We start from the raw sequence: 13,011 nt of genomic DNA on the forward strand, positions 1-13,011 counted from the left end.
TTCGCAAGAGATGCGATGGATGTCTGATTATTTGTAGTCATAAATTTTAGTCCCCACTTGTTTTTAAGTGGGGACTAAATTAAGGCTTATAGGATGAATTCATAAGGTGTGTTCAGCGGACGCTTACGAAGAAACTACTCAGAGCTTGCAAACAACGGGGCATGATTTCAATAAATCGGTTGTAGCTAAGCAGTTTAGGAAAAGCAGATTTCCAGAATGGAACGATCATTTGGCAATAAAAATATTTGAAGAATCTAAAACCGGATTGATGAAATAAAATGACAATGGTCATTGCTTCAGACAAGCTCAAGGCTGACTTTTTCAGCTTGGATTTTTGATCAGAAATTAAAGCTTTTTCTAAAGATTCATTAAATGTTTTGCAGAAATCGTCCAAAATACAAAATAATTCGGTAATATGATCCATCGAGAAGCCTTGTTTTATAACATTTTGTATTGAGAACCAATATGTTATAAATTCAGGGCTTTTTTTCTACTCTTTTTTATATCGAACTCAGGTTATTTACTCCCAATATACGGAAACTGGATCAGTAAATCCATTGCAGAAGTGGTGATATGCTGAAGCATAAAAAACCTGTGCTCATTTATTTTAATTCCCTCATAAAAGATCAAATTGAATCGGATATTAAGCTACAGTCAAAAAAATTGCGCTCATCAGAGCGCAATTTTAAAATCAGCAAACAACTTTCAATTAAAGTTTAGGGTCACGCATTTGTAGCAAATTTGCATTGGCTTTACTCAATGATTCCATCACTTTATTCATCACTGCAGAGACTAGACCGTCAGCTATTTGCGCGGCTTGTAAACCCAGCTTTTCACCCAGTGTCGGTTTACGTCGAGTTTCAATCACAAAGACTTCATGTTGTGGTAATAAAGCAAGTAAATATTCATCTGAAGTTTGCAGCTTATCTACCAGATTCAATTCAAGCGCATCTTTTCCATACCAGTGCTCACCTGTTGCCACTTTTTCAACATTCAACTGCGGACGGTACTTTTCAACAAAGTGCTTAAACAGCTCATGCGTCTGCTGTAACTCTTGTTCAAATTTGGCTTTACCTTCAGCGGTATTTTCACCAAACATGGTTACGGTACGTTTAAACTGACCTGCGGTATAAAGTTCAAAGTCGATGTGCTTTTCTTTCAGCAGACGGTTAAAGTTTGGTACCTGTGCAACCACACCAATGGAACCGACGACGGCAAATGGTGCAGATACAATTTCATTGGCAATACAGGCCATCATATAACCGCCACTGGCTGCGACTTTATCGACACAGATCGTCAGGTTAAAACCGGCATCCCGCAAACGCACCAGCTGGGCAGCTGCCAGACCATAGCCGTGCACCATACCGCCTGGACTTTCCAGACGCACCACAACACGATCACGCCCTGCTTTTGCTGTGGCTAAAATCAGGGTAATTTCTTCACGCAAGTTTTCTACGGCAGAGGCTGCTGTGTCACCTTTGAAGTCAAGCACATAAATTTTTTGATTATTCTTTTTACGTAAACGCGCTTCTTTTGAAAGCTGTTGGGCAAGATGCAGTTGTTCCAATTTAGATGCAGTCGCTTGTGCAATTTTTTTTCGTTGTTCATTTACACGTGCGTTTAAATGGTTGATACGGATTTCAGCGGGTAATTTGGGGTTGTGAAATAACATAAAAAATCTATTCTCAGTTTAATTCGGTTTATATCTTTAGATTAGGTCAATTTCAGCATTTTTCAATAGTATTATTACGATTGCGTTTAGCTTGTTCACATCGAATCAACCCCCTATATTGTGTCATAATAGCTTTCACCGCGAATAAACGAACATACAGCCAAAACCATCCCGAATATAACACCCCTATAATGACCGCATTGATTGGCCACCACGTCTGAATAAAGAAATTACCACGTCTTGAATTTTCAATTGGTGTGATTAATGAATACATTGAAACAAACAATATAATCAAAAAAATGAGAAAGAAATACTCCCCAAAGCGTGTATGCAACAAGGGAAATTTACCTTCCTGTTGTGCTTTTTGATAACGATATAGTTTAAATTCAGCATTTGCTCTAATGTAGGCACGCCACTTTTGGCCAAACTCAGTATTATATTTTTGTCTTTTCAATAAAAAATAAAGGACAAAACCCATCAAACTCGACACAATCACAAAAATATCATAAAGCCATCGATGGTAATTTGTCATGCCGCGGCTTTGCGACGTTAGAAACAAGCCGTCATAATCAGGGGTCAAAACTGCAATGACTATACTCAGCCCAACCATGAAAACAGCAAAATATTGATCTATATACACTGTGCCAAATACGATTTGAAACACCTCTTTTAAGGCACGACGTGTGATTTTAGCGCGCTCTCGCTCTTCAAGTGTAGGCTGCATTCTTCTTTTATGGTTGGATTCTTAATCTGTTAATTATAACGAAAAAAGAGCCTTACGGCTCTTTTTAGATATGGTGTTCAGATTAACCGAAGCGACCGGTAATATACGCTTCAGTCAATTGGTGATCCGGCTGGGTAAAGACTTTTTCAGTCGAATTGACTTCAATCAAGTCACCCAAATGGAAATAGGCAGTACGGTCAGATACACGTGCAGCCTGTTGCATCGAGTGCGTTACAATCGCAATGGTATATTGGGTTGAAAGTTCTGAAATCAGTTCTTCAATTTTAGCCGTTGCAATCGGGTCCAGCGCTGAACATGGCTCATCCATCAGAATCACTTCCGGACTAACCGCAATAGTACGCGCAATACATAAACGCTGCTGCTGACCACCTGAAAGACCTGTACCCGGCTGGTTTAAACGGTCTTTGACTTCATTCCACAGCCCCGCTTTATGCAGGCTATTTTCCACAATTTCTTCCAGGTCGTATTTATCACGCGCCAAACCATGCAGTTTAGGACCATACGCCACGTTATCAAAAATTGATTTCGGGAATGGGTTCGGTTTCTGGAACACCATACCAACTTGTGCACGCAGTAAAACTACGTCCAGATTCGAGTCATAGATATCCTGATTATCAAGCATTACCTTACCGGTCACGCGACAGGTATCAATGGTGTCGTTCATACGGTTTAAGGTACGCAGGAAAGTTGATTTACCACATCCCGATGGACCAATAAAGGCAATCACTTCATTTTCATAGATATTGATGTCAATACCTTTAATGGCTTCTGCTTCGCCATAGTAAACATGGACATCTGAAGTACTTATTTTAACATTCGATGTTTCATTTTCTTTTTTCGTTGAAGTATGAGTATCGAATTGAGAAACAAATGAAGTACCAGGATGTTTTTGATCGACTTCGGGAGCGATAAACTGTTTCTGTTCTGGATTCACGGATTCATCCTGTTCTAAGGAATTTGCTTGTGTCATAGCTGTTACAGTATTCATATATTGTCCTCACTTACCAGCGCACTTCAAGTTTCTTACGTAACCAGATGGCAAGGCTATTCAAACCAACCATCAGCGCCAGTAAGACAATAATTGCGGCAGCAGTACGTCCTTCAAAGAAGTTACGTAATTCGTTACCCTGCCATAAGAAAATTTGTACCGGTAATGCAGTAGATTGATCGAGTGGTGTCGCTGGCACGCTTGCTACAAAAGCACTCATCCCAATCAAAAGTAAGGGTGCGGTTTCACCGAGGGCTTGTGCTACCCCAATAATGGCGCCGGTTAAAATGCCCGGAAGCGCCAAAGGTAGCACGTGATGAAATACCGTTTGTACACGGGAAGCACCCAGGCCCAATGCCGCCTGACGAATGGATGGTGGTACTGCTTTCAGTGATGCACGTGTAGTAATAATCACGGTTGGCAAGGTCATCAGACTCAGTACCAGACCACCGACCAATGGTGCAGAAAGGGGTAAATGCATCCAGCCAATAAAAATTGCAGCGCCGAGCAAACCAAAGACTATCGAAGGAACCGCTGCCAAGTTATTGATATTCACTTCAACAACATCTGTAATCCAATTTTTAGGCGCAAATTCTTCAAGATAAATAGCTGATGCCACACCAATCGGAATCGAGATAAAAATCACGATCAGCATCATGAACACTGAGCCCATAAATGCACCTGCAAGACCAGAAGTTGCAGGTGAACTACGTGAGTCCGGATTGGTAAAGATATTGGTATTAAAGCTATTCTCAATCACACCTTTGGCTTTTAAATCATCGGCAAGCTGGCGAATTTCAGGACTAAGCTGTTGCTGGTCATCAGGTAAACTGCGATCAATATTACCTGCTAACCATACATCGACATTGGCATCGGCCAGAATCTTGATCTCTTCTTTTTTGCCAATCAGCGTTGGATCAGCCATTACCATATCACGCAAGCGATAGGCCTCTGAACTGGTATACAAAGCGGATAAATCATCACGTTTTGAGGCAATTGAAGGATCTTTTGCAATCATGCCATTAACAATCAAGGCATCCCAATCCACCATGCCCATTTCGGTTTGCCAGGCAATGGTACGCTCTGCAAACTGGGCTGGAGATTCGCCATCCTTCTGCGTAGGTTTTGCACCCACCTGAATGATGGCAGGATCGAAATAGACCGGTACAGAGAGACTGCTTTGCCAGAATGCAGGTAAGCCTTTCGCTAAAATACTTCCGAATAAAAGCACCACAAAGAACAAACCTGTCACAACTGCAGAAAAGCCTAAAATACGGAATGTCTTTTCTTTACGATGACGTTTGGCTAAAGAACTGGCAATTCTCTGTTTACGTTTTTCGCGTAATTCAGCTGCAGCTTGTGGGTCAAAGCTTTGCCCCATAGAAGATGTATTTGATGTACTCATTCGTATTGCTCGCGATATTTACGCACGATATACAGTGCAACAATGTTTAAACCTAACGTAATGACAAACAGCGTTAGACCTAATGCAAATGCCACCAAAGCTTGCGGGCTGGCAAAGTCGGTATCGCCGGTTAACTGGTTCACAATGGTAATAGTAACTGTAGATACGGCTTCTAGCGGATTGACATGCAATAATGGGCTATTCCCTGCTGCCAGAACCACAATCATGGTTTCACCAATCGCACGTGATGCGGCAAGTAGGAATGCGCCAATAATCCCCGGGAGTGCAGCAGGCAGAACCACCTGACGAATGGTTTCAGACTTGGTTGCACCCAGCCCTAAAGAACCATCGCGTAGTGCACGTGGCACCTGGGTAATAATGTCATCCGACAGTGAAGATACAAACGGAATAATCATGATCCCCATGACAAAACCGGCAGTTAAGGCACTGGTTGCATTAATGTGTAGTCCAATGCTTTCGCCAAGCAACTTGAAGAACGGACCAATCACCATCAATGCGAACACGCCATAAACAATGGTTGGAATACCGGCTAAAACTTCAATGGCAGGTTTTGCCCAGGCACGAAAACTTGAAGGTGCATATTCAGCCAGATAGATAGCAATCATCAGTCCAACAGGAACCGCAACCAATAAGGCGATTCCGCTCACCATCAGGGTTCCCCAGATTAATGGCAACAGGCCATAACTGCCTTCTGCATTTCCAGAAGTACTAAATCCAGGGTTCCATTCCGTACCAAAAAAGAAATCGATCGGACTGACAAAATGGAAAAAGCGCATGGCTTCGCTAAACATCGAAAGTACAATTCCGATGGTGGTTAAGATGGCCACACCGGAACATAGAGCCAAGCCCCAATTAATGATTTTTTCAACCTGGTTACGGGCACGATATTGCTGGGCAATGCGCTTTTTAGCCATCACCAGACCCGCCAAAGCGGCACAAATCACTAAAGCCAATTTGGCAAAAGAACTAATCGTTTCAATTTTCGCGAGTTGCTGTGCGGCTGCAATTTCATAGGCTGCGGCTTGATCACTCACACCAAAACCCGAAGCAATCGCTTTAACACGATCAATGAGCACTTCTATGCCGGCACGATCCAATGTCGCTGCAACGTTTGCAGGGACATTATTTAACACCACATGGCGCAGAATGTTCGGTTCGACAATATTCCAAACCAGTAAAATTAAAAAAGCAGGGATACCACACCATAAAGCCACCAGTGCCCCGTAATAGCCAGGACGCGAGTGCAACTTTGCAGTGTTATTTCCCTTACCTGCTAGGTTACGGCTTTTTGATAACCCGATTTGATAGGCGATGGCAATTAATGCCAACAACACGCCCATAAGTAGCAGATTCATGTATTCTCCAGCATTTTTCAATTTTCATGCTTTGAAAAACTTGTCTATACAAAAAAGCCGAAGGTAGAAATTATTCTACCGTCAGCTCATTTATCCTAATTACTTAACCGCTTTACCGGCTTTCAAATTTGCAAGAACTTTGGCACGTTCTTTGTCTGACATAGAAATCAGACCAGCTTTTTCCAGTTTAGAGCCTTTACCTGAAACTTTCTTATTCAGGAAGTACTCAGAATACTGTTGTAAGCCTTTGATTGATTTAAGGTGCTCACCTTTTACGTAGAAGTACAATGGACGTGATACCGGGTAAGAACCATTTAGAATAGTTTTCTCTGATGGGGTCACATTGTTCACTGTAGCTACACGTAATTTGTCACGGTTTTGGTCATAGAAACCTAAACCAAACACGCCTACTGCACTTGGAGAAGTTTTTAAACGTGCAAGTGTTTCAGTATAATCACCAGAAATTTCGATGACTTTTCCGTCTTTACGGAAATTTGAACATGCTTTCTTCTGAGCATCTTTGTCTAAGTTTTTGAAATATGCGTAAGATTCACAACCTGCTTCAACCATTTTTTCCTGGAACACTTCACGTGTACCGTGGTTAGAAGCTGGAATTACCAATGTAATTGGTTCATTTGGAAGTGCTTTGTCAATTTGATTCCAGCGTGTATACGGGTTTGGAACCAATTTGCCTTGTGAAGGCAACTGTGCAGCCAGTGCAGCAAATACATGTTGTGGACGTAATTTATAAGCTGCTTTCTTTGAGTTAGATGCGAATACAATACCGTCATAACCTACTTTAACTTCGATTACTTGGTTTACGCCAGCTTTTTTACATGCAGCCAATTCAGTATCTTTAATTTTACGAGATGCATTGGCGATGTCGATGGTATTGTCACCTACACCCTGACAGAATTGTTTTAAACCGCCAGATGTACCACCAGAACCAACAACTGGTGCTTTAAATTGCGGGAAAGTATTACCAAATTCTTCTGCTACAATACTTGCATATGGCAAAACAGTTGAAGAACCAGCAATCTGGATGGTGTCACGAGCTGCATTTGCTGTTGTTGCTACAGCTGCCCCTGAAAGTGCTAAAGCAAGTGCGATGTGGTTTAAGCGCATTCTTTTCTCTCTTCAATAGATGCAATTTTGAAGTACGCTACTTTTTATAAAGTTTTGTACTTATTTCGATGATTGCATTTTGATTTTAGAATATGACAATCAAGTTACAGCATTGTGACGCTTTTATGATAATTCATTTCTTTTGTATGATCTTTAAAAATATCTTTTAAATTCAACAACTAAAAACTTATCAAAAATATTATCCAAACATTGTTTTTGAGCACGAATTTGTAATATTTCTTAAATCTGTCATTTTTTCATGCCTTCTGTTTCTACTTACAGGGTGTTTATTCTATGCGCAGACAATAAAAATGTTCTGTTTCTGGATTTCTTTTCTATCTGTATCAGGCTTTCTCTGTCCCCTCCCAAAGTTAAATTATTCTAATTTTTACCACCACTTGTCCAAGTCTCTGAAATTCATACAACATGATTTTATCATATAGTCAAAAATAAATAATGACAGTGATATGACCATAAACAGTAAAACAATTAAAAACTTTAATCCTGATTGACCTGTTCACATGATCTTTAAAGAACATGACTGGGACTTGCTTGCAGAATACTGCTCTCTAAAAGGTTTTAGTCTGTAATTTACAGCTTGAATTTAAAGCAAAACTTTTCAACCACATCTCTTCCAATCAGATCAATATTGATACCTCATAAATCAAATGAGGTTGTACAATCTTAAACACAAAAAAAAGGAGACCGTATGGTCTCCTCCTTTCACACAGACAATCAATTAATCAATTGCCGGTGTATATGTACCGTCCGCGATTGGACCTTTGATACGATCAGCCTCTGCAAGCACAAGGCCAAGCAGGTTCTTCACGTTATCTAAAGTCGCAACTGGACTAAGTGTAGTCATCTTCAAGGATTGAACATCACCCACTTTAGTCACACCAATATTCGCTTCACCACGGGCAAACAGTTCATCCGCAACGTTCTGGTTCAATGTATCTAACAATTCTGCCGGATAACCTGCTGGCACTACACGGAACAACACTGATGCAAATTGCGGTTCAACCAGAAGCTCTAAACCATCAGTCGCTTTAATATAATCAGCAACATCACGGGTCAGTTTCACGCCATGATCGATCATTGAACCATAAAGCTCTTCACCCAATGCTTCAACCGTCATCCACAATTTCAACGCATCAAAGCGACGAGTCGTTTGCAATGACTTCGATACTAGGTTTGGCACACCATGTTCTTCATCATAAGCAGAGTTCAAGTACTCGGCCTCATAATGCATGAAACGGTAGTTCGCTTCGTCTTTTAACAAGAACGCGCCACACGAAATGGTCTGGAAATAATGCTTGTGGAAATCGAGCGTCACGGAATCGGACAACTCAATACCATCGAGCATAGAACGGTAGTCATTAGACAGAATTAATGCACCACCCCAAGCTGCGTCAATGTGCATCCACGCGCCGTACTTGTTAGTGATTTCACGAATCTGTTTTAATGGATCAATCGCACCGGCATCGGTCGTACCTGCAGTTGCAACTACGCAAGCCACGATCTTGCCTTCAGCCTGAAGATGCGCCATGGTTTTTTCCAGAGCATCGACATCCATCTGCGCATTTTCATTTACAGGAACAGTGACTACAGACTGGAAGCCCATACCCATCATTGCCATGTTCTTTTGCACAGAGAAGTGTGCATTTTCAGAACAGATGACTTTGACATTACGCATAGCATCAGCAGGAATACCATCGCGCTGAACTGACCACGGATTGCCGTTTTCGTCTTTCCAGTTTTTCGCTATGCAGGCATCACGCGCAAGCAGTACACCCATCAAGTTCGACTGGGTACCGCCAGAGGTAAATACACCTGCCTGACCTGAACCATAGCCGACTTTTTGACGCAGCCAGTCAATCAACTGCACTTCCATCAATGAACCGGCCGGGCTTTGATCCCATGAGTCCATAGACTGGTTGGTTGCATTAATCAATACTTCTGCAATCTGGCTTGCCACCATGGTCGGACAATGCAAATGTGCTAACGAGTGCGGATGATGAACTTTCAGGCTTTTGTTTAAGAAAAGCTCAACCATACGCTCAAGCGATTTGTGTAGACCCATGCCTTCTTTTGAAGGATGAAATGCAATCGCACTGCGTAGCTCTTTAATGCTGCCGCCAGTGTACATTTTGTCGTTTTGCAACCATGCAGAAACGGCTTTTACCGCTTCGTCCATTGCTGACTGATAGTCAGCAATAGAACCTGCATCATTGCAGAATAACGCTTTACGGTGTTCTGCAAAATCTACCATGCCTTATGCACCTCGAACTGCAACAAGCGCTTCAGCAATTGCTTTCTTAAAGCGGACAATCACTTCAACACATTCCTCTTGGGTGATGATAAGCGGGCAAAGTAAACGAATCACAGTACCGTTACGACCACCTTTTTCTAACAACAGTTTGTTGTCGAAACATGCAGCCTGGATTGCAGCAGCCAATTGAGAATCACCAGGGAATGAACCCATATGATCTGCTTTTTGACGTTCGTCAACGATTTCAATACCGATCATCAAACCACGGCCACGTACGTTACCGAGACATGGGAATTCCACTGCTAATTTTTTCAATTCAGCTTGTAAGAAATCGCCACGTTCTTGCGCATTTTGTGCAAGATTTTGTTCTTTGATGGTTTTGATAGTCGCAAGACCTGTACCCATCGCCAACTGGTTACCACGGAAAGTACCAGTGTGACCTGCTGGCTGCCAAGCATCAAACTTGCGTTTAATACCCAGTACTGCAAGTGGTAAGCTACCACCTACAGCTTTAGACATCACCACTACGTCAGGTTCAATACCCGCATGTTCAAAGGCAAACATTTTGCCTGAACGTCCAAAGCCTGCTTGAACTTCGTCAAGAATCAACACGATATTGTGTTTTTCAGTCACTTCACGGATTTTCTTCAACCATTTAACTGGTGCAGTCACCACACCGCCTTCACCTTGAATCGCTTCAAGAATCACAGCTGCTGGCTTGGTTACACCGCTTTCTACATCTTCAATGAAGTTTTCGAAATAATAAGTCAAGGCATCAACACCCGCTTCACCGCCAATGCCTAATGGGCAACGGTATTCATGCGGATATGGCATAAACTGTACGCCTGGCATCAAGCCATTGACTGCATTCTTCGCAGACAAGTTACCTGTCATTGCCAAAGAACCGTGTGTCATACCGTGATAGCCACCTGAGAAGCTGATCACTGAGCTACGACCAGTATAAGTTTTTGCTAATTTAATTGCTGCTTCTGTACCGTCTGCACCAGACGGACCACAGAACTGTAGGCAATACTCTTCCTTCCTACCAGGGAGCTGTTCAAGTAATGCTTCAGTAAATGCATCTTTTAAAGGTGTCGTTAAATCTAAAGTATGTAATGGAAGACCGCTTGCTAGCGTATCTTGGATACTTTGAATTACCGCAGGATGATTATGGCCTAAAGCCAATGTTCCTGCCCCAGCTAAACAATCGAGGTACTCTGTACCTTCAACATCAGTAACCCAACAACCTAAGGCTTTTGCTATCGCTAACGGCAATTTACGTGGATAGCTACGAACATTGGATTCCATCTGGCTTTGGCGAGTCAAATAGTATTCGTTAGTAGACTTAGTGGCAGGATTTACAGAAGAAACGCTCATATCGAATTACCATCTCTGATATGGGTTGAAAGAAATAAGTCGGGTGACTTGTGGTCCTTTGACTCGGTGCTTTATAGAATCTAGTTTGACGACTTGATTTATACATCATAACTAAACGGCGGATGATACAGAATTTTTCAATAAAATAAACAAGTTTTATGACTTTATCTGCCCAAAACCGATCAAAAAAATATATCAAGCCAATTCTTAGATTGAATTATCATCTTACAGTGTGACAGACTAAAGAAAACCTTATTTTTATACTTTTTTTATGCAAAAGATTGAATGAACGTAACTATTCACGTTAAATCAATTTAAGTGATTAATTTTTAAATATTTTATTTAAAAGCCTTTTTTATAAGATCAATCAAACCATTTACAATCTTGACACAAAGTCTACAAAAAATCCTCATGAAGTAGCGATACCATGTTTATTAAAGGCTGAAGTTTTCTTTACAAAAAATAGGTAAAAATAATGCGATATTTAACTCTCTCCTCTCTAGTACTTACTAGCCTACTTTCAACAGCTACCTTTGCGCAGCCAACAGAGCAGCTGAATTATAATTTAGTCAATGTCCAGGCTGAAGCCACTCGCCAGATTTCCAATGATGAAATGTATGCGGTTTTATATATTGAAAGAAGCAAGAAGCAGCCAGCTGAACTTTCTGCACTCATCACACAACTCATGAATCAAGCCATTGCAGCATCGAAAAAATACCCGCAAGTGAAAGTTGAAACGGGTACACAGAGCACTTATCCGGTGTATGACAATGACAGCCAGAAATTGAAAGAATGGCGTGGCCGGGCTGAAATTCGCCTAAAAAGTACCGATTTTAAAGCCGTCAGCCAGTTAATCAGCGAATTACAGCAAAACTTCCAAACCCAGTCGATCAACTTTACCGTTTCCGATGCACAACGTAAAAAAGTGGAAAATGAATTGATGGTGGAAGCATCGAAAAACTTTCAGCAACGCGCACAAATGTTGACTTCGGCATGGAATAAATCAGGCTATCAATTGGTCAATCTCAACCTGAATACCAATAACTACTACCCACAACCGGTAATGATACGCGCCAATATGGCGAAATTTGCAGGTGCTGAGGCCGCTGATGCGCAAAATGTTGAGGCCGGTGAATCAAAAATTACCGTTAATGCCAATGGTTCAATTCAGTTTAAATAATGAAATGATGAGTTAAACAAAAACCGTGTGCACACACGGTTTTTTAATCAGCCAAATAGATAATTTACAACAATATAGCGACAATCCTGTTAAACGTTTCATTTTATTTTTCTTGTAACCCCCATCTTTCGTCTTTTATCTCTCCCACTTACTACATGCCCCTTGAAAGTTTAAATCTTGATCTGTTTAGCATTTTGAATGATCTGAACAGGCTTCTCCATTGATGATGCGCTTTGCCACTTTTGTCGCCCATGATCTCATGTATCTGCTGATTGCCTACTTTGCCCTGTTTTAGTTTTATGGTCATCAAAATTCAAAAGCCCTGATTCTAAAAGCCTTTGTATTTTGTTGTATTGCTCTTTCCATCAGTGAACTAGCCTCTTACCTGTTCAATACCCCACGCCCTTTTGTGATGCATGTCGGACATACTTTAATTGCACACGAAGCAACTGGGTCATTCCCCAGCAATCATATGACCATTTTTAGCAGTATTGCCTTTGCCTATTATTTTTCGGCGCGCCGGGATATTGGAAAATTCTTGCTGGCAGTTGCCTGGCTGGTGGCATGGTCACGAATCTATGTTGGTGTGCATTTCCCGGTTGATATGTTCAGTGTCTTTATTTTGTCGTGGGCTGTGAATCTTGCTGGTTTAAAATTATGGAATCACTACCAGGCAAAACTGATGTGTTGGGTCATGTTCCTCTATGAAAAATTATTTGGCGCTCTAATTCAACGTAGTTTAATTAACCTGAGTTCGATATAAAAAAGAGTAGAAAAAAAGCCCTGAATTTATAACATATTGGTTCTCAATACAAAATGTTATAAAACAAGGCTTCTCGATGGATCATATTACCGAATTATTTTGTATTTT

9 protein-coding genes and 2 pseudogenes are annotated in these 13,011 nt (G+C 41.3%); 2 read left to right on the forward strand and 9 right to left on the reverse strand.

The window, feature by feature from the left end:
- Window positions 1–127: 127 nt before the first annotated feature.
- From FTU91_RS13635 to FTU91_RS13675, 9 genes and pseudogenes are all read right to left on the reverse strand, one after another.
- A pseudogene (locus tag FTU91_RS13635) lies at window positions 128–424 on the reverse strand (IS982 family transposase); the annotation flags it as partial.
- 285 nt (window positions 425–709) lie between these two features.
- Entirely contained in the window at window positions 710–1,672 is a 963-nt protein-coding gene (gene sohB / locus FTU91_RS13640) for a protease SohB (protein WP_180082489.1), read from the reverse strand.
- Between the two features lie 52 nt (window positions 1,673–1,724).
- Window positions 1,725–2,396, reverse strand: coding sequence for a hypothetical protein (locus FTU91_RS13645; RefSeq protein WP_180082492.1), 672 nt, complete (start codon window positions 2,394–2,396; stop codon window positions 1,725–1,727).
- An 82-nt stretch (window positions 2,397–2,478) separates the two neighbouring features.
- Window positions 2,479–3,405: a phosphate ABC transporter ATP-binding protein PstB gene (gene pstB / locus FTU91_RS13650; RefSeq protein ID WP_218944787.1), complete on the reverse strand. Its 927-nt coding sequence runs from the start codon at window positions 3,403–3,405 to the stop codon at window positions 2,479–2,481.
- A gap of 13 nt (window positions 3,406–3,418) precedes the next feature.
- On the reverse strand, window positions 3,419–4,810 hold the full coding sequence (gene pstA / locus FTU91_RS13655; protein ID WP_086196109.1) for a phosphate ABC transporter permease PstA: 1,392 nt from the start codon (window positions 4,808–4,810) through the stop codon (window positions 3,419–3,421).
- On the reverse strand, window positions 4,807–6,186 hold the full coding sequence (pstC, locus tag FTU91_RS13660) for a phosphate ABC transporter permease subunit PstC (protein WP_086196110.1): 1,380 nt from the start codon (window positions 6,184–6,186) through the stop codon (window positions 4,807–4,809). The genes pstA and pstC overlap by 4 nt, the downstream gene beginning before the upstream one ends.
- Window positions 6,187–6,285: 99 nt before the next feature.
- Entirely contained in the window at window positions 6,286–7,311 is a 1,026-nt protein-coding gene (locus FTU91_RS13665; protein WP_166167009.1) for a substrate-binding domain-containing protein, read from the reverse strand.
- A gap of 739 nt (window positions 7,312–8,050) precedes the next feature.
- On the reverse strand, window positions 8,051–9,583 hold the full coding sequence (locus FTU91_RS13670) for an aspartate aminotransferase family protein (RefSeq protein ID WP_180082494.1): 1,533 nt from the start codon (window positions 9,581–9,583) through the stop codon (window positions 8,051–8,053).
- Window positions 9,584–9,586: 3 nt separating this feature from the next.
- Window positions 9,587–10,960, reverse strand: coding sequence for a diaminobutyrate--2-oxoglutarate transaminase (locus tag FTU91_RS13675; RefSeq protein WP_180082496.1), 1,374 nt, complete (start codon window positions 10,958–10,960; stop codon window positions 9,587–9,589).
- Window positions 10,961–11,435: 475 nt separating this feature from the next.
- On the opposite strand from FTU91_RS13675, the gene FTU91_RS13680 reads away from it, so the two are divergent.
- The gene (locus tag FTU91_RS13680; protein WP_180082498.1) at window positions 11,436–12,140 is read left to right on the forward strand and encodes an SIMPL domain-containing protein; all 705 of its coding nucleotides are present in this window, start codon (window positions 11,436–11,438) and stop codon (window positions 12,138–12,140) included.
- Between the two features lie 155 nt (window positions 12,141–12,295).
- Window positions 12,296–12,903 (forward strand): annotated as a pseudogene (locus tag FTU91_RS13685) (phosphatase PAP2 family protein).
- Window positions 12,904–13,011: the final 108 nt, after the last annotated feature.

The sequence above is a fragment of the Acinetobacter sp. YH12201 genome (assembly GCF_013418145.1).
Classification (GTDB): domain Bacteria; phylum Pseudomonadota; class Gammaproteobacteria; order Pseudomonadales; family Moraxellaceae; genus Acinetobacter.